23 protein-coding genes are annotated in these 25,855 nt (G+C 71.5%); 19 read left to right on the top strand and 4 right to left on the bottom strand.

What is annotated here, in order from left to right; translation table 11 throughout:
* Positions 1–272 precede the first annotated feature (272 nt).
* The 17 genes from ABXJ52_RS07920 to der all read left to right on the top strand — a co-directional run bounded on the left by ABXJ52_RS07920 (position 273) and on the right by der (position 18,279).
* Entirely contained in the window at positions 273–1,937 is a 1,665-nt protein-coding gene (locus ABXJ52_RS07920; RefSeq protein ID WP_367048890.1) for a CTP synthase, read from the top strand.
* Positions 1,938–2,023: 86 nt separating this feature from the next.
* Positions 2,024–2,650: an NUDIX hydrolase gene (locus tag ABXJ52_RS07915; protein ID WP_367040430.1), complete on the top strand. Its 627-nt coding sequence runs from the start codon at positions 2,024–2,026 to the stop codon at positions 2,648–2,650.
* Between the two features lie 218 nt (positions 2,651–2,868).
* A complete protein-coding gene (locus tag ABXJ52_RS07910; protein WP_367048888.1) occupies positions 2,869–4,929 on the top strand; it encodes a tetratricopeptide repeat protein in 2,061 nt (686 codons plus the stop codon).
* 144 nt (positions 4,930–5,073) lie between these two features.
* Positions 5,074–6,189 (top strand): alanine dehydrogenase, encoded by a 1,116-nt coding sequence (gene ald, locus ABXJ52_RS07905; RefSeq protein WP_367048886.1) that lies wholly within the window; start codon positions 5,074–5,076, stop codon positions 6,187–6,189.
* A 324-nt stretch (positions 6,190–6,513) separates the two neighbouring features.
* Complete coding sequence (locus tag ABXJ52_RS07900) at positions 6,514–7,716, top strand: ParA family protein (protein WP_367040428.1); 1,203 nt, start codon at positions 6,514–6,516, stop codon at positions 7,714–7,716.
* Positions 7,701–8,297 (top strand): hypothetical protein, encoded by a 597-nt coding sequence (locus ABXJ52_RS07895; RefSeq protein WP_367040427.1) that lies wholly within the window; start codon positions 7,701–7,703, stop codon positions 8,295–8,297. Before ABXJ52_RS07900 ends, ABXJ52_RS07895 begins: the two co-directional genes overlap by 16 nt.
* Positions 8,298–8,314: 17 nt before the next feature.
* Positions 8,315–9,277 carry a segregation/condensation protein A gene (locus tag ABXJ52_RS07890; RefSeq protein WP_367040426.1) on the top strand — a complete coding sequence of 321 codons (963 nt, stop codon included), beginning with the start codon at positions 8,315–8,317 and terminating at the stop codon, positions 9,275–9,277.
* Positions 9,274–9,939 (top strand): SMC-Scp complex subunit ScpB, encoded by a 666-nt coding sequence (gene scpB / locus ABXJ52_RS07885; RefSeq protein WP_367040424.1) that lies wholly within the window; start codon positions 9,274–9,276, stop codon positions 9,937–9,939. The genes ABXJ52_RS07890 and scpB overlap by 4 nt, the downstream gene beginning before the upstream one ends.
* Before the next feature lie 10 nt (positions 9,940–9,949).
* Positions 9,950–11,182, top strand: coding sequence for a pseudouridine synthase (locus ABXJ52_RS07880; RefSeq protein ID WP_367040423.1), 1,233 nt, complete (start codon positions 9,950–9,952; stop codon positions 11,180–11,182).
* A gap of 125 nt (positions 11,183–11,307) precedes the next feature.
* The gene (locus ABXJ52_RS07875; RefSeq protein ID WP_367040422.1) at positions 11,308–12,048 is read left to right on the top strand and encodes an NUDIX domain-containing protein; all 741 of its coding nucleotides are present in this window, start codon (positions 11,308–11,310) and stop codon (positions 12,046–12,048) included.
* Complete coding sequence (locus ABXJ52_RS07870) at positions 12,045–13,052, top strand: ADP-ribosylglycohydrolase family protein (protein ID WP_367040421.1); 1,008 nt, start codon at positions 12,045–12,047, stop codon at positions 13,050–13,052. The genes ABXJ52_RS07875 and ABXJ52_RS07870 overlap by 4 nt, the downstream gene beginning before the upstream one ends.
* 156 nt (positions 13,053–13,208) lie before the next feature.
* Positions 13,209–13,691 carry a YidB family protein gene (locus tag ABXJ52_RS07865; protein ID WP_367040419.1) on the top strand — a complete coding sequence of 161 codons (483 nt, stop codon included), beginning with the start codon at positions 13,209–13,211 and terminating at the stop codon, positions 13,689–13,691.
* Positions 13,692–13,833: 142 nt separating this feature from the next.
* The gene (gene aroH / locus ABXJ52_RS07860; RefSeq protein ID WP_367040418.1) at positions 13,834–14,196 is read left to right on the top strand and encodes a chorismate mutase; all 363 of its coding nucleotides are present in this window, start codon (positions 13,834–13,836) and stop codon (positions 14,194–14,196) included.
* Positions 14,193–15,278, top strand: coding sequence for a prephenate dehydrogenase (locus ABXJ52_RS07855; protein WP_367040417.1), 1,086 nt, complete (start codon positions 14,193–14,195; stop codon positions 15,276–15,278). The genes aroH and ABXJ52_RS07855 overlap by 4 nt, the downstream gene beginning before the upstream one ends.
* 121 nt (positions 15,279–15,399) lie before the next feature.
* Entirely contained in the window at positions 15,400–16,092 is a 693-nt protein-coding gene (gene cmk, locus ABXJ52_RS07850) for a (d)CMP kinase (protein ID WP_367048884.1), read from the top strand.
* Positions 16,050–16,736, top strand: a complete 687-nt coding sequence (locus ABXJ52_RS07845; RefSeq protein WP_367040416.1) for a lysophospholipid acyltransferase family protein — start codon at positions 16,050–16,052, stop codon at positions 16,734–16,736. The genes cmk and ABXJ52_RS07845 overlap by 43 nt, the downstream gene beginning before the upstream one ends.
* 70 nt (positions 16,737–16,806) lie before the next feature.
* Complete coding sequence (gene der / locus ABXJ52_RS07840) at positions 16,807–18,279, top strand: ribosome biogenesis GTPase Der (RefSeq protein ID WP_367040415.1); 1,473 nt, start codon at positions 16,807–16,809, stop codon at positions 18,277–18,279.
* 88 nt (positions 18,280–18,367) lie between these two features.
* On the opposite strand, the gene ABXJ52_RS07835 is transcribed toward der, so the two are convergent.
* On the bottom strand, positions 18,368–18,667 hold the full coding sequence (locus ABXJ52_RS07835; RefSeq protein WP_367040413.1) for a hypothetical protein: 300 nt from the start codon (positions 18,665–18,667) through the stop codon (positions 18,368–18,370).
* A gap of 178 nt (positions 18,668–18,845) precedes the next feature.
* Positions 18,846–19,652 (bottom strand): hypothetical protein, encoded by an 807-nt coding sequence (locus ABXJ52_RS07830; RefSeq protein ID WP_367040412.1) that lies wholly within the window; start codon positions 19,650–19,652, stop codon positions 18,846–18,848.
* 526 nt (positions 19,653–20,178) lie between these two features.
* Between ABXJ52_RS07830 and ABXJ52_RS07825 the strand changes: the two genes are divergently transcribed.
* Together ABXJ52_RS07825 and ABXJ52_RS07820 are read left to right on the top strand one after the other, a co-directional pair.
* Complete coding sequence (locus ABXJ52_RS07825) at positions 20,179–20,826, top strand: transglycosylase family protein (protein ID WP_367040411.1); 648 nt, start codon at positions 20,179–20,181, stop codon at positions 20,824–20,826.
* Between the two features lie 111 nt (positions 20,827–20,937).
* Entirely contained in the window at positions 20,938–21,846 is a 909-nt protein-coding gene (locus tag ABXJ52_RS07820; RefSeq protein ID WP_367040410.1) for a transglycosylase family protein, read from the top strand.
* Here ABXJ52_RS07820 and ABXJ52_RS07815 read toward each other — a convergent pair.
* Together ABXJ52_RS07815 and ABXJ52_RS07810 are read right to left on the bottom strand one after the other, a co-directional pair.
* Positions 21,821–22,534 carry an ATP-binding cassette domain-containing protein gene (locus ABXJ52_RS07815; RefSeq protein ID WP_367040409.1) on the bottom strand — a complete coding sequence of 238 codons (714 nt, stop codon included), beginning with the start codon at positions 22,532–22,534 and terminating at the stop codon, positions 21,821–21,823. The two genes, ABXJ52_RS07820 and ABXJ52_RS07815, sit on opposite strands and share 26 nt — an antisense overlap.
* A complete protein-coding gene (locus ABXJ52_RS07810) occupies positions 22,531–25,854 on the bottom strand; it encodes an ATP-binding cassette domain-containing protein (RefSeq protein ID WP_367040408.1) in 3,324 nt (1,107 codons plus the stop codon). Before ABXJ52_RS07810 ends, ABXJ52_RS07815 begins: the two co-directional genes overlap by 4 nt.
* Between the last annotated feature and the right edge of the window lies 1 nt (position 25,855).

Here is a 25,855-nt window from a genome sequence, read left to right as displayed (position 1 = left end):
GGATACGACGCACCCAGGTGATCTGCGCGCCGCTCCTGGCAACCAGCCTGCGCCGAACGGGTGAGCGCCGGGTGAGGGAGGTGTGACGTGGGTGTGACGGGGGCGCCCGTGCGTGGCCGGAAGCACCCTCGTCCCGTCGCTGATACCCTGGTAGCCCGTGAGCCGGTGGTCATCGAACCCCCGAACCGCAGCGACGGCACCTCCCCAAAATGCCCGGTGAGGGTGCCGGTACGCACCCTTCAGACCGCGACCACGGGAGCCCCCTCTTGGCCATGCAGCCAAAGTCCACGACGACCAAGCACATCTTCGTCACCGGGGGTGTCGCCTCTTCCCTCGGCAAGGGTCTGACTGCCTCGAGCCTGGGTGCGCTCCTCAAGGCGCGCGGACTGCGCGTCACCATGCAGAAGCTCGACCCGTACCTGAACGTCGACCCCGGCACGATGAACCCCTTCCAGCACGGCGAGGTGTTCGTCACGAACGACGGCGCCGAGACCGACCTGGACATCGGCCACTACGAGCGTTTCCTCGACGTCGACCTCGACGGCTCGGCGAACGTCACCACCGGCCAGGTCTACTCGCAGGTCATCGCCAAGGAGCGGCGCGGCGAGTACCTCGGCGACACGGTGCAGGTCATCCCGCACATCACGAACGAGATCAAGCACCGCATCCGCCGTATGGCCACCGACGACGTCGACGTCGTCATCACGGAGGTCGGCGGCACGGTCGGCGACATCGAGTCCCTGCCGTTCCTGGAGACCGTCCGTCAGGTCCGCCACGAGGTCGGCCGCGACAACGTCTTCGTCGTGCACATCTCGCTCCTTCCCTACATCGGTCCCTCCGGTGAGCTCAAGACCAAGCCGACCCAGCACTCGGTCGCGGCGCTGCGCAACATCGGTATCCAGCCGGACGCCATCGTGCTGCGCGCCGACCGCGAGGTGCCGACCGCCATCAAGCGCAAGATCTCGCTGATGTGCGACGTCGACGAGGACGCGGTGGTCGCCGCCATCGACGCCAAGTCGATCTACGACATCCCGAAGGTCCTGCACACCGAGGGCCTCGACGCCTACGTGGTGCGCAAGCTCGACCTGCCGTTCCGCGACGTGAACTGGACCCAGTGGGAGGACCTCCTGGACCGGGTGCACAACCCGGACCACGAGGTCACCATCGCGCTGGTCGGCAAGTACATCGACCTGCCCGACGCCTACCTCTCGGTGACCGAGGCCCTGCGCGCGGGCGGCTTCGCCAACCGCGCCCGCGTCAAGGTCAAGTGGGTCACCTCCGACGACTGCAAGACCCCGTCGGGCGCCGCCAAGCAGCTCGGTGACGTCGACGCGGTCTGCATCCCCGGCGGGTTCGGCGACCGCGGCGTGACCGGCAAGGTCGGCGCCATCACCTTCGCCCGCGAGAACAGGATCCCGCTGCTCGGCCTCTGCCTGGGCCTGCAGTGCATCGTGATCGAGGCCGCCCGCAACCTCGCGGACATCCCCGACGCCAACTCCACGGAGTTCGACTCCGCGACCGCCCACCCGGTCATCTCGACCATGGCGGAGCAGCTGGACATCGTCGCCGGTGAGGGCGACATGGGCGGCACGATGCGCCTGGGCATGTACCCGGCCAAGCTCGCCGAGGGCTCCATCGCCCGTGAGGTGTACGACGGCAAGGAGTACGTCGAGGAGCGCCACCGTCACCGCTACGAGGTGAACAACTCCTACCGCGCCGAGCTCGAGAAGAAGGCCGGCATCCTCTTCTCCGGCCTGTCCCCGGACGGCAAGCTCGTCGAGTACGTCGAGTACCCCCGCGAGGTCCACCCCTACCTGGTCGCCACCCAGGCGCACCCGGAGCTGCGCTCGCGCCCGACCCGCCCGCACCCGCTCTTCGCGGGCCTGGTGAAGGCCGCGGTCGCGAGGCAGGAAGAAGCACGCCAGACGGGTAAGTAACACAAGAGCGATACGGTTGCCGGGGTACGGGCCTTATGAGGCGCGTGCCCCGGTTTCTGTTTGCACGTGTGGGAGGACAGGGCGACATGACGATCAAGGACACCGCCGAGGAGTGGCAGGTCACGGCGACGAAGACGCCCTTCGTGGGGAACAAGACCTCGGTTCGCACCGACGACGTGGTCATGCCCGACGGGTCCGTCGTCCACCGTGACTACCAGGTGCACCCCGGCTCCGTCGCGGTGCTCGCCCTGGACGACGAGGGCCGCGTCCTGGTCCTGAGCCAGTACCGCCACCCCGTGCGCCACAAGCTGTGGGAGATCCCGGCGGGTCTGCTCGACATCCCCGGCGAGAACCCCCTGCACGCCGCCCAGCGCGAGCTCTACGAAGAGGCGCACGTCAAGGCCGAGGACTGGCGTGTCCTGACCGACGTCTACACCACCCCCGGCGGCTGCGACGAGGCCGTGCGCATCTTCCTCGCGCGCGACCTCTCCGAGGCCGAGGGCGAGCGCTTCGAAGTCTCCGAGGAGGAGGCCGACATGGAGCTGGCGCGCGTACCGCTCGAAGAGCTCGTACGGGGCGTGCTCGCCGGTGAGCTGCACAACAACTGCCTCGTCGTGGGCGCCCTCTCGCTGACCGCCGCGCTGAGCGGCGACGGCGTCGACGCGCTGCGCCCCGCCGACGCGCCCTGGCCCGCGCGTCCCTTCGAGGCCTGAGAGGCAGCGCTCTGCGCCATTGGAGCTCTCCGGTGTGACGATCTGCTGATCCGATCGGGGGACTTGCGCGTGCCGCTCGCCGGGGGAGGCGGCAGGGCCTGAACTAGGCTCTGGAAGCGTCCCGACCGGATTCCCGGCGGGTTCGCGCGCAGGCGGACGGAGCATGGCCCGTGACGGATCAGGCGGTCGACACGGACGGTTCGGCAGCGGGCGGCGCGGTGCCGCGGCCCGCTCCGGCCCAGACCTCCGAGGGCGGTCAGTTCGTCGGCCGTCGCAGGGAGTTGAAAGAGCTCCGGGCCGACATCGACCGTGCGGGGCTCGACACCATCTCGGGCCGCAAAGCGCCTCGGGCACGCGTGCTCCTCATCGCGGGCCGCCCCGGCTCAGGGCGTACCGCGCTCGCCGAGGAACTCGCGCGGCAGGTCGCCGACGACTACCCCGACGGGATGTTCCGGGCCCAGCTCACCGAACCCGACGGCACGCGCGTGCCCACGGAACGCACCGCACGGGAGCTCCTGGACGCCCTCAAGGTCCCGGCGCCCGCGGGAGCCGACGAGGACGAGCTCGCCGAAGTGCTCCGCGAGGCCCTTTCCGGGCGCAGGGCCCTGCTGCTCCTCGACGACGCCGCGGACGCCGAACAGGTCGACCCGCTGCTCCCGGACGCGCCCGAGTGCCTGGTCGTCGCCGTGTCCCAGGGCCCGCTCACCGGCATCCCGGACGTGCGGCCGTGCACGCTGGGCGGCCTGGACACCGCCGCGGGGGTCGAACTGCTCTCCCGCGCGGCGGGCCCGGTGCGCATCACCGTCGACCCGCGGTCGGCGGAGAGCCTGGTCGAGGCGTGCGCCGCGCACCCCGCGTCCCTCGTCCTGGCCGGCGGCTGGCTCTCCGGGCGGCCCAAGGCGGCAGTGGCCGACCTCGCCAAGCAGATGCACGACCGGCCCGACGACGACTCGGCGCCCGGCGCGCTCTCCCGGATGTTCCAGCTCTCGTACACCTCGCTGCCGGGGGCGGCGGCGCGGATACTGCGCTACCTCTCGCTCGCCCCCGCGGGGTACGTCGACCCGCACACCGCGTCCGCGCTCGCCGGCTGCTCGGTCTCCGCCGCTCGCACGACCCTGGACGACTTCGTGAAGCTCGGCCTGGTCAGGGCCGTGGACTCGTCGCTTCCGCAGTACGAGGTGCCGGCCTGCCTGGTGCCGCTGCTGCGCGCACGCACCGAGAGCCAGGACCGGGCCGCCGAGGTGCAGCTCGCGCGGGCCAGGATGCTGGAGCGGACCGTGCGCCTCCTGCAGTCCTGCCGGGCGATCACGGAGCCGGACAGCTCCGGGGCCCGCAAGAAGCTCGCGGGCCTGCCGCGGGCCCTGCGCTTCCCCCACCCCGGCGCCGCCGCCGAGTGGCTGCACGTCCGCAGGCCCGCCCTGCTGGCCGCCGCCCGCCTCGCGGTCGCCGACGGGGAGCTCGACACCCTGGCGCGACGCCTGATGGCCGCGCTGACGCGGGCCCTGGTGGCCCACCGGGGCACGGAGGACGCGGCTCCCGACCTGTACGGCATCCACCGCCTCGTCCTGGACGTCGCCGAGCGCCGGAACCTGCCCCGCGAGAAGGCGGCGGCCCTGCTGAATCTCGCGGATCTGGACGCCAGGACGGGACGCACGCAAGAGGCGCTGGTGCGCTATCGGCTCGCTCTGGACGCCGGACGGGAAGCAAATGATCCGTATGCGACCGGCCGGGCGATGGAATCCGTAGGCGGTGCCCACCAGGAGCTGGGGGACTGGTCGCGTGCGTCGGACTGGTTCGGGCGCGCCCTCGCCCACCGGCTCGCGCGGGGCGAGCGCACCGACGCCGCACGGCTCTACGGCCGCATCGCGACGGCGCACACCTACGCGGGCCGCTACGGAGAGGCGCTGCGCAACTGGAGCTCGGCGGTCACCGGGTACCGCAAGGTCGGTGATGTGGCGGGCCAGGCAAGGGCGTTGAGCGAGCTGGCGCGGGTGCAGGAGTACGCCGGGCGGCCCGAGGAGTCGCTGCGCACCTGCCAGGAAGCCGGCGAGTGGGCGCGGCAGGCCGATGACGTACGCCTCCAGGCGGCGCTGCAGCTCAGGCTCGCCGACACCCTGGACCGGCTCGGGGACCCGGCGGCCGCCCGGCTGCACCGCAGTGCGGCCGAGCGCATGCTGGAAACGGAGGCCGAGGAGGTCAGGGGCCTCGCATCGAAGGATTCGAAGGATGGACCCGGGGCTTCCGCCTGCGAAATCCGTAGCGCTTCCGCAGAAGATTGATGCATTGAAAGGCTAGACAGCGAGAAGTCCTTCATTAGACTGGCTCCGCCGCGTACTTCCGTGGTGTCTCCGATGCGCCCTCTTGTGTATCGGTATGTAGTGCATTGCCCGAAGAACCCCTGAGCCAAGAGGACCGTGATCGACGTGAAGGTCGGCATCCCCCGCGAGGTCAAGAACAACGAGTTCCGGGTGGCCATCACCCCCGCCGGTGTGCACGAGCTGGTGCGCCACGGCCACCAGGTCGTCATCGAGCGGAACGCCGGTGTCGGCTCCTCGATCACGGACGCGGAGTACGTCTCCGCGGGCGCGGTCATCCTGGACACCGCCGACGAGGTCTGGGCCACCGCCGACCTCCTCCTGAAGGTCAAGGAGCCCATCGCGGAGGAGTACCACCGCCTCCGCAAGGACCAGACCCTCTTCACCTACCTGCACCTGGCCGCGTCCAAGGAGTGCACGGACGCGCTCCTGGAGTCCGGCACCACGGCCATCGCGTACGAGACCGTCGAGACCGCCAACCGCGCGCTCCCGCTGCTCGCCCCGATGTCCGAGGTCGCGGGCCGCCTGGCCCCGCAGGTCGGCGCCTACCACCTGATGGCCGCCCAGGGCGGCCGCGGTGTCCTGCCCGGCGGTGTCCCTGGCGTCGCGGCCGGTAAGGCCGTCGTCATCGGCGGTGGCGTCTCCGGCTGGAACGCCATGCAGATCGCAATCGGCATGGGCTTCCACGTGACCCTGCTCGACAAGGACATCAACAAGCTCAAGGAGGCGGACAAGATCTTCGGCACGAAGATCCAGACCGTCGTCTCCAACGCCTTCGAGCTCGAGAAGGCCTGCCTCGACGCCGACCTCGTCATCGGCGCCGTTCTCATCCCGGGCGCCAAGGCCCCGAAGCTCGTCACCAACGAGCTCGTGTCGCGCATGAAGCCGGGAAGTGTCCTTGTCGACATCGCGATCGACCAGGGCGGCTGCTTCGAGGACTCGCACCCGACGACGCACGCCGAGCCGACCTTCCCGGTCCACAACTCGGTGTTCTACTGCGTCGCCAACATGCCCGGCGCGGTGCCCAACACGTCGACGTACGCGCTGACCAACGCGACGATGCCGTACATCGTCGAGCTGGCGAACCGCGGCTGGGTCGAGGCGCTGCGCCGCGACAAGGCGCTCGCCCTCGGCCTCAACACCCATGACGGCAAGGTCGTTTACCGGGAGGTCGCCGAGTCGCACGGCCTCGAGCACGTCGAGCTGGAGACGCTCCTCGGCTGATCCTGACCGCTTTCGTCAACGAAAGTCGTCAATCTCACGCCCACGGCCGGACCTTGAGAGGGGTCCGGCCGTATGCGTATGTCCGTGGACATGGTCAACTCGCCTTGAACGTAACCCTTTAACCGATTCGCACACCCCGGAAATGTGCCAACGGCACCCCGCGCGCCCTTGACATGGGGGCGTTCGATTGCCGACACATCGGGCCGGGTCCGGCGGATTGTGTTGCTGCGGACCGGTGACACGCCATAGAGTCGCCAACCGTCGGCATGGTGCCACGCTGACCTATCGAGAAATTTCCTGGTCACCAAGGAGGTAAGACGACTTGTGAATGAGTCGACATTTGCTCCCGGGGGTGGTCAACCAGGAACCTCTGAGCGGGGCCAAGGACCCGTGGGGCTCGAAGCTGTCGGCTCCGTCGCTGTCCGCACCTTCGCAGCCCGCCAGAACCCCCAGCAAACACAGCCGACGCAAGCGATTCAGTCGGCATCGTCTGCACCCCAGAGCATGGATGGCCATCACGTGAACGCCATGGCCGGCGACCGGAGTGGCGAGAACACCACCCACACCCAACTCGCCGACTACGAGGAACTGCCCCAGGGGCACTTCTACGACCCTGACGCCGAGTACGAGCCCGATCCCGAGTACGCGGCCACGCTGGCCCCGGACGCGGCCCGTCAGCGCCGTGAGCGCGTCGGCCCCACCGGACGCCCGCTGCCGTACTTCCCGATTCCGGGTCCGCTGACCGATCACGGTCCCGCGAAGATCATCGCGATGTGCAACCAGAAGGGCGGCGTCGGCAAGACGACGTCGACCATCAACCTGGGTGCCGCGCTCGCGGAGTACGGACGCCGGGTCCTGCTGGTCGACTTCGACCCGCAGGGCGCCCTCTCGGTGGGCCTCGGGGTGAACCCGATGGAGCTGGACCTGACGGTCTACAACCTGCTCATGGAGCGGGGCATGTCGGCCGACGAGGTGCTGCTGAAGACGGCGGTCCCGAACATGGACCTGCTGCCCAGCAACATCGACCTGTCCGCCGCCGAAGTGCAGTTGGTGAGCGAGGTCGCGCGCGAGTCCACGCTGCAGCGGGCGTTGAAGCCGCTGATGCAGGACTACGACTACATCGTGATCGACTGTCAGCCCTCGCTCGGCCTGCTCACCGTGAACGCCCTGACGGCGGCTCACAAGGTGATCGTGCCGCTCGAGTGCGAGTTCTTCGCGCTGCGCGGTGTGGCCCTGCTCACGGAGACCATCGAGAAGGTCCAGGAGCGGCTCAACCCCGACCTGGAGCTCGACGGCATCCTGGCCACCATGTACGACTCCCGCACGGTGCACAGCCGTGAGGTGCTCGCGCGGGTGGTCGAGGCCTTCGACGATCACGTGTACCACACGGTGATCGGACGCACGGTCCGCTTCCCGGAGACCACGGTCGCCGGTGAGCCGATCACGACGTACGCATCGAACTCGGTCGGCGCGGCCGCTTATCGCCAGCTCGCCAGGGAGGTGCTCGCCCGGTGTCACGCCGAGTGAGTCTGCCGGGGGCCGACGAACTGTTCCGTACGACCGGGGGGATGGCGCTGCAGTCGTCGTCCCCGCGACGCCAGGCGAACGGCGAGGCGCGGGTGCCGGCTCCCGCCGGCGGGAGCGACGAAGCCGCTGCCGTCGACGCGCACGGCAGTGTCACGGCGCCAGGCGGCGGTGACGGCGCCGAACACGGCGCCGCCGACGCGGAGTCGGGAGAATCCCGCAGCCGGTCGGCCACCGCCGAGGGACGTGCCGCCCAGGGGCAGGGTCAGGACCAGGAGGACGCCGCCGCACAGAGCGGCGGCGGCCGGTCCGCGAACGCCTCCTCCACGGCACAGGCGCGGCGGCGTGCACGGGCGGCCAACCGGCGGCCCAGCGGGCGCGAGCGGCACGACGAGAAGATCACCGTGTACGTGTCCGCCGAGGAGCTGATGGACCTCGAGCACGCGCGTCTGGTGCTGCGGGGCGAGCACGGGCTCGCGGTCGACCGCGGGCGCATCGTCCGCGAGGCGGTGGCCGTGGTGCTGGCGGATCTGGAGTCGCGCGGGGACGCGAGCATTCTCGTACGACGGCTTCGCGGGCGGTAGCGGTAGCGTTCCCGCCGATGCCCCTGAACGACGATTCCGCACCGGCCGTCCGTCGGCGTGCGCTGGGGCGTGGCCCCGCCGCGGCTCCGGCGGAGCCCGAACCGGAGCCGCAGCCGGCCCTCGAGCCCCCACCGGAACCGGACTCGCCCTCCGAGCCCGACGACGGGCGGTTCAAGGTCCGCCTCGCCAACTTCGAAGGCCCCTTCGATCTGCTGCTTCAGCTCATCTCGAAGCACAAGATGGACGTCACCGAGGTCGCGCTGTCCACGGTGACCGACGAGTTCATGGCGTACATCCGTGCCTTGGGGCCCGACTGGGACCTGGATCAGACCACCGAGTTCCTCGTGGTCGCCGCCACGCTGCTAGACCTCAAGGCGGCCCGTCTGCTGCCCTCCGCCGAGGTCGAGGACGAGGCGGATCTCGCGCTGCTCGAAGCGCGTGACCTGCTCTTCGCGCGGCTGCTCCAGTACCGCGCGTACAAGCGGATCGCCGACATCTTCAGCGAGCGGCTGGACGAGGAGGCGCGGCGCTATCCGCGGACCGTCGGCCTGGAGGCCCACCACGCGGAGCTGCTCCCCGAGGTCGTCATCAGCATCGGCGCGGAGGGCTTCGCCCGGCTCGCCGTGAAGGCGATGCAGCCCCGGGCGAAGCCCCAGGTGTACGTCGACCACATCCATGCCCCGCTGGTCTCCGTGCAGGAGCAGGCGGGTCTGGTCGTGGCCCTGCTGCGGGAGCGGGGCGAGGTGAGCTTCCAGGCGCTCGTCGAGGACGCGGGGGACACCCTCACCGTCGTGGCCCGTTTCCTGGCGCTCCTGGAGCTGTACCGCGAGAAGGCCGTCGAGCTGGACCAGGAGACCGCCCTGGGCGAGCTGATGGTGCGGTGGACCGGTGGGGACGGTGACGGGGAGCCGACGGTGACCGACGAGTTCGACCGCGCGCCCGAGGTGACGGGCGAGACGAGTGAGGAGACGGCCACATGAGCCCCGAGAGCACGACGAGCCCCGCGGGCGACCTGGCGAGCGCCCTCGCCGACCTGGAGCTGCGGCCCGCCCTGGAGGCCGTCCTCATGGTCGTCGACGAACCGGCCACCGAGGAACACCTCGCCAAGATCCTCGACCGGCCACGGCGGCAGGTCGCCGCCGCGGTGCGCGAGCTGGCCGACGAGTACACCGTGCAGAAGCGGGGTTTCGAGCTGCGGCTCGTGGCGGGCGGCTGGCGGTTCTACACCCGGCCCGAGTACGCCGCCGCCGTGGAGCGCTTCGTGCTCGACGGGCAGCAGGCGAGGCTCACCCAGGCGGCCCTGGAGACCCTCGCCGTCGTCGCGTACCGGCAGCCGGTCAGCCGATCTCGGGTCTCCGCGGTGCGCGGAGTGAACTGTGACGGCGTGATGCGGACGCTTCTCCAGCGGGGTCTGGTGGAGGAGGCGGGCGCGGAACCCGAAACAGGTGCGATCCTGTACAGGACGACGAACTACTTTCTGGAGCGGATGGGCCTGCGTGGCCTTGACGAGCTCCCGGAGCTCGCGCCCTTCCTCCCCGAGGCGGAGGCGATCGAGGCCGAGACGCTGGAGGGTGTTCCGTCGTTCGACCCGGACGCGCCTGATGCGCCGGGTGACGAGTACGCCAAGGGCACAGACGACTAACGGAAATTTGATGCGAAGCAGCAACGGCAGGAACAGCAGCGGAAACAACGGCGGGAGCCGTGGTGGCAACAGCGGCAGCCGTGGCAGCAGCGGTGGACGCCCGAGCGGCGGCGGTCGCGGGAGCGGCGGCGGCCGCCCGACCGGCGGCGGCCGGGGCAGCGGTGGCGGTGGCGGTGGCGGCCGCGATTACCGGGGTTCCGGTAACAGCCCCGACCGGCAGGGTCGCGGCGCCGGTGGCGCGCGTGACGACCAGGCCCCCAAGCGCGAGAGCAAGCCTCGTCCCGAGGAGCGTCGCTACGACGTAGGCGGCGACGCGTCGAGGAAGGGCCGCGGTGCGGCCGCGCGCGGTGGCGCCAAGGGCGGCCCCAGGGCGCCCCAGGGCTCCGACCGGGGCACTCGGCGCGGCGCGGGAGCTCCCTCCACGTCCCGTGAGTACGACGCACGGCAGGAAGAGCGCAACCGCGAGCGGTACGCGGGCAAGCCGAAGGCGAGCCCGCCCAAGACCTTCCCGGGCGCCGAGCAGGAGGGCGAGCGGCTGCAGAAGATCCTCGCCCGCGCCGGCTACGGCTCACGCCGTGCCTGCGAGGAGCTCGTCGAGCAGGCCCGTGTCGAGGTCAACGGCGAGATCGTGATGGAGCAGGGCCTGCGGGTCCAGCCGGAGCGGGACGAGATCAAGGTCGACGGCCTGACGGTCGCGACCCAGTCGTACCAGTTCTTCTCGCTGAACAAGCCCGCCGGTGTCGTCTCCACCATGGAGGACACCGAGGGGCGTCAGTGCCTCGGCGACTACACGAACAACCGCGAGGCGCGGCTGTTCCACGTCGGGCGGCTCGACACCGAGACCGAGGGCGTCATCCTGCTCACCAACCACGGTGAGCTGGCGCACCGCCTCACGCACCCGAAGTACGGCGTGAAGAAGGTCTACCTCGCGCACATCGTGGGCCCGATCCCGCGCGACCTGGGCAAGCGGCTCAAGGACGGCATCGAGCTGGAGGACGGGTACGCCCGCGCCGACCACTTCCGCGTCGTCGAGCAGACCGGCAAGAACTACCTGGTCGAGGTGACGCTGCACGAGGGCCGCAAGCACATCGTGCGCCGCATGCTCGCGGAGGCGGGCTTCCCGGTCGACAAGCTGGTGCGGACGTCCTTCGGGCCGATCACGCTCGGCGACCAGAAGTCGGGGTGGCTGCGCAGGCTGTCGAACACCGAGGTCGGCATGCTGATGCAGGAGGTCGACCTCTAGGCCAACCCCTGAGGTCAGTTGAGGCGGCCGGTCCCTGCGGAAGCAGGGGCCGGCCGCCTTTTGCGTCTTGCCGGGCCGACCCCCTCCCTTTATAGTCGTACTGACCATTAAGGGGGTGGGGAGCCATGCAGGGCTACGACAAGTACGCCTTCGAACCGTTCGCCGTCACCGTCGACCTCGCCGTCTTCACCGTCCGCGCGGGCCGCCTGCACGCACTGCTCGTCGAGCGCGGCCAGGAGCCGTACGCCGGGCGCTGGGCGCTGCCCGGCGGGTTCGTGCTGCCGGACGAGTCCGCCGAGACCGCTGCGGGACGCGAGCTCGCCGAGGAGACCGGCCTCACCGACAGCGCCGGACTCCACCTGGAACAGCTGCGCACCTACAGCGAGCCGGACCGCGACCCGCGGATGCGCGTCGTCTCGGTCGCCTTCGCGGCCCTCGTCCCCGAACCGCCCGCGGTGCGCGCCGGCAGCGACGCGGCCCGCGCCGAGTGGCTGCCGTACGGCACTCAGGGGCCGCTCGCCTTCGACCACGACCGGATCCTGGCCGACGCCCACGACCGCGTCTGCGCGAAGTTCGAGTACACCGGCCTCGCCACCGCCTTCTGCCCGCCCGAGTTCACGCTCGGCGAGCTGCGGCAGGTCTACGAGACGGTGTGGGGCGCCGAACTCGACCCGGCCAACTTCCGCCGCAAGGTGCTCGGCACGTCCGGCTTCGTCGAGGCGATCCCCGGTGCCGCGCGCCTGACGGGCGGCCGGGGCAAACCGGCGGCCCTCTACCGGGCGGGCCCGGCCACCGCCCTGCATCCGCCCCTGCTCCGTCCCTCGACCGTTCCCTCGGCTGCCTCCTCGGAAGGAAATCCCTCATGAAGCGTGCCGCCACCGGATCCCTCATAGGCCTCGCCCTGGGGGACGCGCTCGGCTTCCCGACCGAGTTCCACGACGTGCCGTCGATCCTCGCCAAGTGCGGGCCCTGGCGGGAGATGGAGCTGCCCCGGCCCGCGATCGTCACGGATGACACGCAGATGACGCTGGCGCTGGGCCGCGGCCTGCGTACCGCCATGGACCGAGGACTGCTCGGCCCGAAGCGGATGGAACGGCCGGTACGCGAGGAGTTCGTGGACTGGTACCAGTCACCGGAGAACAACCGCGCACCCGGCAACACCTGCCTCAAGGCCTGCTACCTCCTCAAGGCCGGTAAGCCGTGGGAGGAGGCGAGCCAGCTGCACTCCAAGGGCTGCGGCGCCAACATGCGCGTCGCGCCGATCGGGCTCGTCCCGGGTCTGAGCGACGAGCAGCGGGCGGGCGCGGCCCAGCTGCAGTCCGCGCTCACCCACGGCCACCCCACGGCGCTCGCCGCGTCGGACCTCACGGCGCACGCCGTACGGCTGCTCGCGCAGGGCGCCGAGCCGACGGGACTGGTCGGGCTGCTGCGTTCCTATGCCTACGAGAACCGGGAGACGTACCACGGGCGTTGGCTCGGCGAGCTGTGGACGCGGGGTGACGACCCGACGCCGGGGATGTTCATCGCTCGTGGCTGGGACGAGTGCCTCGCCGTCCTCGAACGTCTGGAGGCCGCGCTGCGGGACGCCAACCCGGAGACGGACCCCTGCCTGGCCACCGGCGCTGGCTGGATCGCCGAAGAGGCGCTCGCCACGGGATTGCTGTGCTTCCTGCAATGCGTGGACGAGCCCCTCACCGCCCTGCGCCGAGCAGCCTGTACCTCCGGTGACTCCGACTCCATCGCCTGCCTGGCCGGCGCCTTCGCGGGAGCCCACCTGGGTGCGGACGCCTGGCCCGCCGAGTGGGCCGAGCGGATCGAGTACCGGGGGGAGCTGCTTGAGCTGGGGGCGCTCTGGGACGGGGACGCCTAGGCCGCGGCAAGCGGACCCGTGCCCCCGGCGTCCATCGCTGAACGGCCACCGAACGGTCCAAGTGGCGACGGGGGGCGATTCGGGCGACATTGTCATGGTCCGAGGTCCGCGCCCCTCCGAGGCGCCGACCCGGCCCCTCACTCGAAAGGCGCGACCATGGCGGGTAACGATCTGGGAAGCCTTCTCGGCGGTCTCCTCGGCGGCGGTCAGGGCGGTCAGGGCGGTCAAGGCGGCTCCGGAGGCGGCAACGTCCTCGGCTCGCTGCTCGGCGGCCTGCTGGGCGGCGGCGCCGGTGGCGCAGGCGGTGCAGCCAGCAGTGGCGGCGGGCAGGGCGGTTCCGCGGGAGGCAACCCGCTGGGCGGCATCCTCGACATGATCAAGAACTCGGGCCTGGTCAGCCAGGACCAGCTGGACTCGTGGGTCGGCAAGGGCGACAACCAGCCGCTGAGCCCGGACCAGGTCAAGCAGTCCGTCCCCGACGAGACCCTGGACAAGGTCGCCACCGACGCGGGCGTCAGCCGTGACGAGGCCGCCGACCAGATCGCCCAGCAGCTGCCCCAGGCCGTCGACAAACTGACCCCGCAGGGTCAGGTACCGACGGGCTCCCTGGAGGACATCATCAAGGAGCAGAAGCTCTGACCCCACGGTGCTCCCCACCCCGGTGAGGCACCCTGAGGCACGCGGCGTCCGTCTCGGCAGGCGGGCGCCGCGCACTCGTCCCCCGGGCCCTGACTACCCTTGTCGGTACATCAGTCGACGTACGCGAGCGAGGAGCAGCACTGTGGCGGTACGAGCGGTCCGGGGCGCCGTCCAGTTGGAGCGGGACGCGGCCGACCACATGGACGAGCAGGTCAGCGAGCTGCTCACCGCCATCCTCGAACGGAACGCGCTGACTCAGGAGGACCTGATCAGCATCTGGTTCACCGCGACCCCCGACCTGCACAGCGACTTCCCCGCGGCGGCCGCGCGCAGGCTCGGCATCGTGGACGTCCCGCTGATCTGCGCGCAGGAGCTGGAGATCGAGGGAGCCATGCCGCGGGTCGTCCGCGTCCTCGCACACATCGACTCCCCCAAGCCCCGCGCCGAGATCACCCACGTCTACCTCGGCGCCGCGGCCACCCTGCGCAAGGACATCGCCCAGTGAGAACCGCCCTCGTCATCGGCACCGGCCTGATCGGCACCTCCGCCGCCCTGGCCCTCGCATCGCGCGGCGTGAGCGTGCACCTCGCCGACCACGACCCCGGGCAGGCCCGCACGGCCGCCGCGCTCGGCGCGGGCACCGACGAAGCCCCCGAGGGCCGGGTCGACCTGTGCGTCGTCGCCGTGCCGCCCGCGCACGTCGCGGCGACCCTCGCCGACGTCATGCGGCGCGACGCCGCCCGCGGCTACCTCGACGTGGCGAGCGTCAAGGGCGGCCCGCGCCGGGAGCTCGAAGCCCTCGGCATCGACCTCACCCCGTACATCGGCACGCACCCCATGTCCGGGCGCGAGCGCAGCGGCCCGCTCGCCGCCACCGCCGACCTCTTCGAGGGGCGGCCCTGGGTCCTGACGCCGACCCGAGACACCGACACCGAGGTACTCAACCTCGCCCTTGAGCTGGTCGCCCTCTGCCGCGCGGTGCCGGTCGTCATGGACGCCGACGCGCACGACCGCGCGGTCGCGCTCGTCTCGCACATGCCGCACCTGGTCTCCAGCATGGTCGCCGCCCGCCTGGAGAACGCGGAGGAGACGGCGGTGCGCCTGTGCGGACAGGGCATCCGTGACGTCACGCGCATCGCCGCGTCGGACCCGCGGATGTGGATCGACATCCTGTCCGCCAACCCCGGGCCCGTCGCCGACCTGCTGTCCGCCGTCGCGACCGATCTCGACGAGACGGTGACGGCGCTGCGCGCCCTGCAGTCGGCGGACGACGCGAAACGGCGCGAGGGCGCCTCGGGCGTCGAGAGCGTCCTGCGGCGCGGGAACGCCGGGCAGATCCGCGTGCCGGGCAAGCACGGGTCCGCCCCGACGGCGTACGAGGTCGTCGCGGTGCTCATCGACGACCAGCCGGGGCAGCTGGCCAAGATCTTCGCCGACGCCGACCGGGCCGGGGTGAACATCGAGGACGTCCGTATCGAGCACGCGACCGGGCAGCAGGCGGGACTCGTGCAGCTCGTCGTGGAGCCGAAGGCCGTCCCGGTGCTCAGTGCCGCGCTGCGGGAGCGGGGCTGGGCGATCCGGCAGTGAAGGCCCGGGGCATCCGGCAGTAAGAGGTGCGCGCGGGAGCCAGTAACCTTGTGCGGGGCGTGTCCGCGCCCCGCTACCCCGCCCCCGCGTCCTGAGAGAGGTTTCGCACCCCGTGGAAACCGTGGAAACCGCCGGTCCGGCGCCCGCAGCAGTGATCGTCGCCATCGACGGGCCCTCCGGCACGGGCAAGTCGAGCACCTCGAAGGCCGTCGCCGCCCAGCTCGGCCTCAACTACCTGGACACCGGTGCCCAGTACCGCGCGATCACCTGGTGGATGGTGCACAACGGCATCGAGCTGACGGACCCGACCGCCATCGCCGCGGTCGCGGGCAAGCCCGAGATCATCTCCGGCACCGACCCGCTCGCCCCGACCATCACGGTCGACGGCACGGACGTCGCGGGGCCGATCCGCACCACCGAGGTCACCTCGAAGGTCAGCGCCGTCAGCGCCGTCCCCGAGGTGCGCGCCCGCATCACGGAGCTGCAGCGCACCATCGCCGCCTCCGCCGAGAAGGGCATCGTCGTCGAGGGGCGTGACATCGGTACGACCGTCCTGCCCGACGCCGACCTGAAGATCTTCCTGACGGCTTCGCCCGAGGCCCGCGCCGCCCGTCGCAGCGGCGAGCTCAAGGGCGCCGACGTGGCCGCCACGCGTGAGGCGCTCATCCAGCGGGACGCGGCCGACTCCAGCCGCAAGACGTCCCCGCTGGCCAAGGCCGGCAACGCCGTCGAGGTGGACACCACCGAGCTCACGCTGCAGCAGGTCATCGAGTGCGTCGTCACCCTCGTCGAGGAGAAGCGGGCGGCGAAGTGACCGCGGCGCCGTCGGAACGGGGTGCGGAGGTCGGCCGCCGCATCGGCGTCGGCCTCATGTACGGCCTGTGGAAGCCCCGCGTCCTCGGCGCCTGGAAGGTCCCCACGACCGGCCCGGTGATCCTGGCCGTGAACCACTCCCACAACGTCGACGGCCCGATGGTGATGGGGACGGCCCCCAGGCCGACGCACTTCCTCATCAAGAAGGAAGCGTTCGTCGGCCCCCTGGACCGCTTCCTGCTCGGCATCGGGCAGGTGAAGGTGGACCGTGAGATCGCCGACCGCACGGCGATCACCCGGGCGCTCGGCGTGCTCGACCACGGCGGCGTCCTCGGGATCTTCCCCGAGGGCACCCGCGGCGAGGGAGACTTCGCCTCGCTGCGCGCCGGCCTCGCGTACTTCGCCGTACGGAGCGGGGCGCCGATCGTTCCGGTCGCGGTCCTGGGAAGCACGGAGAAGCGCGGACGGTTGTTGAAGGGGCTGCCCCCGCTGCGCAGCAGGGTCGACGTCGTCTTCGGCGACCCCTTCGAAGCGGGCGACGACAGCGGACGGCGTACGCGCAAGGCGCTCGACGAGGCGACCGTGCGCATCCAGGAGCGGCTCGCCGCCCACCTGGCGGACGCCAGGCGCCTGACCGGGCGCTGAGCGAGACTTTCAGTAGTGGGCGCCTCCGAGGCGGGCCACCGATCACGAATACGACAGAGGTACGGACTTCATGAACGACCAGATCCAGCCCGAAGGCTCGGCTGAACACGAGCACGGGGCGCTTGGCGACGCCGAGTACGCGGAGTTCATGGAGCTCGCCGCGGAGGAAGGCTTCGATCCCGAGGACGTCGAGGGCGCGATCGGCGACGCGGGTCACGGCCCGCTGCCCGCCCTCGCGGTGATCGGCCGCCCGAATGTCGGCAAGTCGACCCTCGTCAACCGCATCATCGGCCGCCGCGAGGCCGTCGTCGAGGACCGCCCCGGCGTGACCCGCGACCGCGTGACGTACGAGGCCGAGTGGGCGGGCCGCCGCTTCAAGCTCGTCGACACCGGCGGCTGGGAGCAGGACGTCCTCGGCATCGACGCGTCCGTGGCCGCCCAGGCCGAGTACGCGATCGAGGCCGCCGACGCGGTCGTCTTCGTGGTGGACGCCACGACCGGCGCCACCGACACGGACGAAGCCGTCGTACGGCTGCTCCGCAAGTCCGGCAAGCCCGTCGTCCTGTGCGCCAACAAGGTCGACGGCCCCTCCGGCGAGGCCGACGCCACCGCCCTGTGGGCGCTCGGCCTCGGCGAGCCGTACCCCGTCTCCGCACTGCACGGCCGCGGCACCGGTGACATGCTGGACGCCGTGCTCGAAGCGCTGCCCGAAGCGCCCGAGCAGTCCTTCGGCACCGCCATCGGCGGCCCGCGGCGCATCGCGCTCATCGGCCGTCCGAACGTCGGCAAGTCCTCGCTGCTCAACAAGGTGGCGAACGAGAACCGCGTCGTCGTCAACGAGATCGCGGGCACCACCCGTGACCCGGTCGACGAGCTCATCGAACTCGGCGGCGTCGTCTGGAAGTTCGTGGACACCGCGGGCATCCGCAAGCGCGTCCACCTCCAGCAGGGCGCCGACTACTACGCGTCGCTGCGCACGGCCGCCGCCGTCGAGAAGGCGGAGGTCGCGGTCATCCTGATCGACGCCAGCGAGTCGATCAGTGTCCAGGACCAGCGCATCGTCACGATGGCCGTCGAAGCGGGCCGCGCCATCGTCGTCGCGTACAACAAGTGGGACGCCCTCGACGAGGAGCGCCGCTACTACCTGGAGCGGGAGATCGAGACCGAGCTCCTCCAGGTCGCGTGGGCCCCCCGCGTCAACGTCTCCGCCGAGACCGGCCGCCACATGGAGAAACTCGTCCCGGCGATCGAGACAGCGCTCGCGGGCTGGGAGACGCGCGTCCCGACGGGCCGCCTGAACGCCTTCCTCGGTGAGCTCGTGGCCTCTCACCCGCACCCGATCCGCGGCGGCAAGCAGCCCCGCATCCTCTTCGGCACGCAGGCGGGCACCAAGCCGCCGAGGTTCGTGCTCTTCTCCTCCGGCTTCATCGAGCACGGCTACCGCCGCTTCGTGGAGCGCAGGCTCCGTGAGGAGTTCGGCTTCGAGGGCACACCGATCCACATCTCGGTGCGCGTGCGCGAGAAGCGCGGCCGCAAGAAGTAGGCACGGATGCCAATGGGCCGGGCCCCGCCTTCGAAGAGAAGGCGGGGCCCGGCCCATTGGCGTGGGGCGCCGGTGGCGCGGCGCTGCCTCAGATCCCCCTGCGCGGCCCCGGCGGAAGCGCCGCGGGGAACTGCTGGTGCACCGTGCCGTGCTGCTCGTGGCCGTAGCGGGTGACGTGCAGCTGGCTGAAGGTGTTGTGCCGGGGGTCGTGCCGGTCACCGACACGGTGCATGCCGTAGGACGAGCTGCCGAACGACGTGAACCCCAGATCCTCCTCGCCGGTCCGGTCTCCCGGAAGAGCCTTGAACGACCTGCGGTACTCCGAGTAGAGCGCGTCGTAGATCGGTGTGGCCGAGTGGTCGCCCCCCGTGTCCTGCGGCGAACGCATGGAAGGGATGGGGGTCTGGTACGCCGGCCGGGGGCGGGAGGGGTCGTATGTGTGCACGTATGTGCCAACGACCCCGTGCTCCTACGGATGCGGGGGCCGCGCCGCTTTCACGGGGCGCCGGGAGCGTGACCGGCGCAGTCGTGCCTCGGAGTGGGGCGGCGGCGCGGCCCGCACGGGCTCAGGTGCCCGCGAGCGGCATCGATGCCGCGACGAGCCGGCCGTGCGTCGCCGCCTTGTCCAGGGCGTCGCGCAGCAGGTCCTCGCGGGGCTGGCGGCCGATGGAGCCGACCGGGCCCGCGAACAGGAGCACCATCTGGAGCTTGTTCGCCGCGGACCGCCAGGCCTCGGTGACCTGGAGCGGGTGGTGCGCCTGCCACCAGGCGACGGGGGCGCCGCCGCCCGCGCCGGGCTGGAGCACGGCGTGCAGCTGGCCCGCGGCGAGCAGCACCGACCAGCCGTGCAGCACGGGGGGTACGGCGTCGAGCGAGGCCGCGGGCGTGAAGCCCTGCTCGACCAGGAGCTGCAGGAAGTCGTCGCCGCCGCCGGGAGCGGAACCCGGGCGCGCGACGGCGCCGGTCGGCTCGACGACGAGGGCGGGCCGCAGCTCGCCCTCGATGAGTACGAGACCACTGGTCACGCCGAGGACCGCCTGGTCGGGCACTCCTTCGCCGGGGCCGGGTCCCGTGACACCGGCGAGGCCGGTGCCCTCCTCCCCGGTGATGGAGCGCACGGCACCCTGGAGCTGCTCCTCGGAGACCTGGACGATCTGGGAGGGCAGGCAGGTGGCGTGGGCGAAGGCGAGTACGGCGGTCTCGTCGCCGATGAACAGGACCGTGCTGGTGCGTTCCTGCTCCGTGTCGCCCGGGGTTCGGCAGGACGTGCAGTCGTAACTGCCCGGGGCGTTGTCTCCGGCGAGCAGCCGGTCGGCTTCTTCGTCGCCGATCTCGGCGCGTACGTCGTCGCCGACGTCGAGCATGCGCGGCACGGGGGGCTCCTCGGAATCGTTGCGTGCGGACCGGGGGTGCCCGGCTCATAAGGAGACAACGGGCGATCAGTGGCGCAAGTCACGCGCGAAGGCGAACGGAATCGAACCATCCACAGCAGAGGGTGAGTTGCCCGGCGGAACCCGTCACTCCGGGCCAATGTCTTCTGCGTACAGGGAAGTTGGACCGGTGAGGTGGGTCACAGATCGCTGGGACGACAGGTCGACAAATCATGAAATCAGTGGATTAAGTGGCTGGCCTGAATTCGCCGCTACTCCAGGTAACGCCCAACTGGCCTGGAATGACAAGGAGTTGGTTGTTATCGGGGCGAGCAGGCGCCTAGATTCCACCGCCGTGTGCAGCGAGCACCGCTCGGGTACGTCCGCCGGCCGCACCAGGCAGCCAGCTCAAGCACCACGGCACGCACGTGCCGAACTCCGGCGGACGGGGTGAGCGGGCCTCCGGCGTCAGATGCGCGAGGAGGTCCGGGTCACCTGGGGGAGCCCGGGTCCTTCGAGAGGGATATACATGTCCGCACATCCCAAGCGCGTTCGCAGGACGGCAGTGATCGGCGGAGCGGCGTTGCTCGCCCCGCTGGGGCTGCTCACCGCCACCGGCCAGGCCGGAGCGGCGGACAGCGGAGTGTGGGATCGCATCGCTCAGTGCGAGAGCGGCGGAAACTGGAGCATCAACACCGGGAACGGCTACTACGGAGGACTCCAGTTCTCCGCGTCCACCTGGAGCGCGTACGGCGGAGGCGCCTACGCGGCGACCGCCGACAAGGCGTCCAAGGCGCAGCAGATCGCTGTCGCCACCAAGGTCCAGCGCGCCCAGGGGTGGGGCGCTTGGCCCTCCTGCTCGGCGCGGGCGGGGGCCTCCGGTAGCGCGCCGGGGGAGGCAGCGGCTCCGGCGGCCCCCAAGGCTGCCGAGGCACCCAAGGCGGCCAAGACTCCCGAGGCGGCCGGGCAGCAGCCCGCCGCCGAGCCGCGGAAGCAGACGCCGGGTCATGCCGACCGGAGCGCGGGGCGCGGTGACTACACCGTTCGGCAGGGGGACACCCTCAGCCGGATCGCGGCCGCGCACGGCGTCAGCTGGCAGAAGGTGTACTCCGCCAACAAGGCGGTCATCGGCGGGGATGCGAACGTGATCCTGCCCGGACAGCGACTCGATCTCTGAGCGCCGCGGCATCAGGGGCGCGGTCCCGCTCGGTCGTCCGACCGGGTGGGGCCGCGTCCGTGGCGGCGCGGCACGGCTCCGTGCCGCGACCGGGCTGCCTAGCGTGGCCGGATGTATCCGATGCCGATCAAGAGTCTTCGGTCGCTGTGGCCCGCTGGTCTGGTCGTCGCCGCTGTCTCCTCGCTGCTGCTGCCGGTATCCGCGAACGCCGCTCCGGCCCCACCGCGGCCCCTGCCCGGATCCGTCGCCGGCGCGTACGACTGCTCCAGGACCGAGGGGGCGTGGAGCTGCCTCGCCAAGTGCGAGAGCACGAGCCGGTGGAACGCGAACACGGGCAACGGCTTCTACGGAGGCCTGCAGTTCAAGCAGTCCACCTGGGAGGAGTTCGGCGGGCGCAAGTACGCGCCGCGTGCTGATCTCGCCACCAAGGCGGAGCAGATCAAGGTCGCCGAGAAGGTGCTGCGGGTCCAGGGCTGGAATGCCTGGCCCGTGTGCTCCAAGAAGATCCCCAAGGAGATCCGCGAGGGCTGGGGGATCGTGCATGTCGTCAAGGCGGGGGAGACGCTGAGCTCCATTGCCCGCCGCTACGACGTCAAGGGCGGCTGGAAAGCCCTGTATCAAGCCAACCGCAAGGAGGTCGGGGCCAAACCCGACAGGCTGGCCATCGGGACGGAGCTGGTCATTCCGAAGAAGGGGGCGAAGGGGTCGGGGGCGACGGAGGCGAAGAAGCAGCCGAAGCAGCCGGAGTTGTCGAAGCAGCCGAAGCCGTCGCCGTCGCCGGAGTCGTCGAAGTCGCAGGAGTCGTCACAGACGCCGGAGGCTGGTGAGCCTGCGGAGCCGAGCGCTTCTGCCAAGCCGAGCGCTTCCGCCGGTCCCGGTGTGTCTGAGAAGCCGGGTGAGCCTGGGGTGTCGGAGGAGCCGGCTGGGCCTGCTGAGTCGGGTGGGACCGCGGAGCCCGACGGCTCCGCTGGGCCGGTCGAGTCTGGGGAGTCGGCTAAGCCTGCGGCTCCGGTCGGCTGAGTTCGCTCGCCTCGCCGCTGAACACGACCGCGCCACGGCGCAGTTCGTGCACCACTACTGCCGTCCGGCCCGCGTGTTCGCGCAGGCCGGGCGGCAGCCGTTGTTCCGCGGTCAGGACGCAGGTGGGTCGGCTTCGTGTGCTCAGGGCGATGAGGAGGTCGTACGTCCGGGTCGCGACCGCGGGGGACATGCCCTGGGTGGGTTCGTCGATCAGGATCACCTGGGTGTGGGGGCAGGTGCCGGCCGTCAGGAGGGCGCGGGAGAGGGCGAGCATGCGTTGTTCGCCGCCGGAGAGGGTGCCTGCGGGGCGGGGGAGCAGGGGACGCAGCTCGGGGTACGCGTCCAGGGCCGGGGTGGTGTCGGGGTGGGGCGCGGGGGCGCAGAGGCGGAGGTTCTCGGCGACGGTGAGGTGGCCGAACACCGCCTGGCCGTCCGGTACGAAGCACAGGCCCCGCCGTGCGCGTTCGTGAGCGGTGAGCCGGGTGACGTCCGTGCCGTCCCAGGTGACGGTGCCGGTGGTGAGGGGGGCCGTGCCGGCCAGGGCGCGCAGTGCGGTGGTGCGGCCCGAGCCGTTGCGGCCGAGGAGGACGGTGAGGCCCGGGGAGGGGGCGGCGAGGGTCACGCCGTGCAGGGCTTCGAGGGGGCCGTAGTGGACCCGGGCCCGGTGGAGTTCGATGCCGGTTCTCACGGGGCCGCCCTGTGGAGGACTTCGGTCGGTGGGCCCGATGTGACGATGCGGCCCGCTGCCATGACGTGCACGGTGTCGGCCAGGTCCGCGATGAGGTCGATGTCGTGCTCGACCACGAGGAGAGCCATGCCGTCGGCGGCCAGGGCGCGCAGGACGCGGGCCAGGGCGGCTACTTCGGCGGTGTCCAGGCCTGCTGCCGGTTCGTCCAGGAGGAGGGTGTGGGGATGGCCTGCGAGGGCGCGGGCCAGTTCCACGCGTCTGAGGGTGCCGGTGGGGAGGTCCGTGGCGGGGTGGTGGCGGGTTGCGGTGTGGTGCAGGTCGAGGAGGCGGAGGGCGGGGGTGGTGGTGTCCTGGGGGTGCTTCACGCGTGCTTGTTCCGCGCCCACTTGGACGTTCTCCGTGATGGACAGTGACGGGAACACCGCGAGTTGCTGGAAGGTGCGGGCCACGCCGAGGCGGGTCCGGGTGTGGGCGGGGGTGCGGGTGATGTCCTGGCCGTCGTAGGTGATGCGGCCCTTGTCTGGCCGGAGGGTGCCGGCCAGGCAGTGGAAGAGGGTGCTCTTGCCTGCGCCGTTGGGGCCTACTACGGCGGTGATGGTGCCCTGGGGTACGGAGAGGTTCACGTCGTCCAGGGCGGTGAAGCCGTCGTAGGTGGCGGTGATGTGGTGGGCCGTGAGGGGGTGCGGGGGCTGGTGGCGGGGTGCGTCTGGGGGCGGGACTTCTGTTGCTGCTGGGTACGGGTACGGGTGCGGGTGCGTGGTGCTGTGCTGGGGTTCGGTCTCGCTGGGGTTCGGGGGCAGGTGCGGGTGCGTGGTGTTGCGCCGGGGTTCTGTTGAGGGCGGGGCCGCGCCGGTATGTCCGTCCTCGCTATCGTCCGGTGGCCGCCGGGTTACTTCGGCACCGGAGTGCCGCGAACCGTGCTCCGGGCAGACATACCGGCACGTCCCCTCGGGCAGTGACGGCGTCTGCACGCCGTCCCCCATTTCGCCGCGGGGTAAGCGATCGGTCCCTGCCCGCCGACGCAGCAGCCGGGTGAGCCTGGCTCGTCGGTTGTGGGGCGGGCGTTCGGTCCGCGTTCGTCGACGCAGTAGCCGGGTGAGCCTTGTCCGCCGGTTGTGGGGCGAGTGTTCGGTCCGCGTTCGTCGACGCAGCAGCCGGGTGAGCCCTGCCCCTCGGCTGTGGGGCGAGCGATCGGTCCCCGCCCCCCGACGAAGCGGCCCGGCGAGCCCTGCCCCTTGGCTGTGGGACGTACGGTCGGTCCCCGCCCGCCAGCGCAGCAGCCAGGTAAGCCCTCCCCCTTGGCTGTGGGACAAACGACCGGCCCCCGCCCGCCAACGAGACAGCCAGGTAGGGCCCACCCGCCCGCTGCGGGGCAACCAAACGGGCCCCGCCCACCCGCCACGGGGCAATCGGGTGGGTGGGTGGGAGAGGTTGTTCGGCCAGGGGTGGATGCGGGGTGATCGGGTGGGTGGGTGGGGGAGCGTGTTCGCTGTGGTGAGGGTGCCGGGGGTCAGGACGCTGCGGGTTCGGAGGCCCAGCGGCGTCAGGGAAGGACGGCGTAGGCCCCCGGCGGCAGCCGGCCGGCCTTGCAGGACCGCGAGGACGCCGATCAAGGCCGCCGCCACCCCGCCCCGCGCCCCCGCGTCCAGGCCCACCAGAAGCGAAGCCGCAACCAACGCGCCGAGCAGGCTGTCCGCGCCGAGGACCACCACCGCCGCGAACCAGAGGAGCCCCCGCACGGGGTCGTACGCGGCGGGGTCGAAGGCCCGTAGGCCCATGCCCAGCATCCCGCCCCCCAGGGCGGCAAGACCCGCGCCGGCCACGAACGCCGTGAGCTTCAGGGAGCGTACGGACACACCCGCGGCCACCGCCCCCGCCTCGTGATCCCGCATCGCGGCAAGGGCGCGCCCCACACGGCCCCGGCGCATGCTGAACGCGAAGAGCAACGCCGCGGCCAGCAGGACCAGTTCGAGGACGTAGTACGCGCGGTCGCTGTCGAAGCCCGCCGGGCGGCCCAGGGCGAGGCCCGACGTGGCGTACGGCTGGGCGAAGACGAACCGGCTGACGCCGACGCCGACGGCGAACGTCGCCAGCGCGAGCGCCAGGCCACGTCGGCTGATCGCGGGCCAGCCGGTGAGGAGACCGAGGGGGGCCACCAGGAGGACGGCCACCGCCAGGGCCGGGAGATGGGGGAGTTCGGGCAGGCCAGGGAAGCGCCCCGCCGTCAGGAGCGCGGTGAAGAGCGCGCCAAGACCCGCGTACGCCGCCTGGCCCAGGGAGATCTGGCCGCCCCTGCCGGTGACGATCACCAGGGAGAGGAGGATCACCGCGAGGGCCGGGACCTGGACGGACGTGGTGAGGTCGGACCCCGCGAAGCCCAAGGGGATGAGGAAGAGGACCGCCGCCACTATCCACGCGCCCGGCGGTGACGGGAAGCGTGCTGTCGCCATGCGGGGGAGCGTGCTCTGCGAGCCGACGCCCGGCAGCACGAGGGCCGCCACGAGGAGAGCCACCACGAAGAGGTTCGCTCCCAGGGCCTGGAGAAGGGGCTCCGCCCAGCCGGCGGGATGCAGACGGGTCAACTGGCTCTGGGCCACGCCGATTCCGAGGGCCACCGTCACCGCGACGAACAGGCTGCGCATACGGGCCGCCACGGCTACCGCCACCACCTCCATCACGAGCAGCGGCATGCCGTACGGGTCAAGACGTACGAAGGGGGCGAGCAGTACGCCGGTGAGCCCCGCCGTGAAGGCGCCGAACGCCCAGCCCACCGAGGCCACCCGGTCCGCGTCGATACCGCTGAGGACCGCGAGGGGGCGGTTGTCGACCACGGCCCGCAGTTCGCTGCCGAAGCGGGTCCAGCGGGTGACGGCCCAGACCGCGAGAGCGAGGGCGGTCGTCACCGCCAACTGCGCCCAGGGGTCCGCCGATACGAGGGTGGGGGCGTCGGCCTTCGCTCCCTGGCCCCAGATCAGCGCGGCGCCGCCGACCAGGAGGATGAACACGCCGATGGACGCCACCAGGGTCTGCGCCGGGTCGCTGCCCAGGACCGCCAAGGGGCGGAAGACCGCCTTCTCCAGGAGCAGGCCGATGGCCGGGGCGATCAGGAGGAGGGTGGCCGCCGTGGCCAGGGGCAGCGGCCAGTTCCACTCCACCGTCAGCTGGCGCAGGACGTACGCGCAGACCATCGCGATCGCGCCATGCGCGAAGTTGAGGACGCCGGTCGCGCGGTACGTGACGATCAGGCCGATGCCGGTGAGTGCCGCGGCGCTGCCGACCGCGAGCCCGGCCAGCGTCAGGTCGTAGCTCAGGGAGGCCACC

The organism is Streptomyces sp. Je 1-332 (assembly GCF_040730185.1).
Classification (GTDB): Bacteria; Actinomycetota; Actinomycetes; order Streptomycetales; family Streptomycetaceae; genus Streptomyces.
Note: the sequence above shows the minus strand (reverse complement) of the source record. Positions and strands in the feature narration are given on the sequence as shown.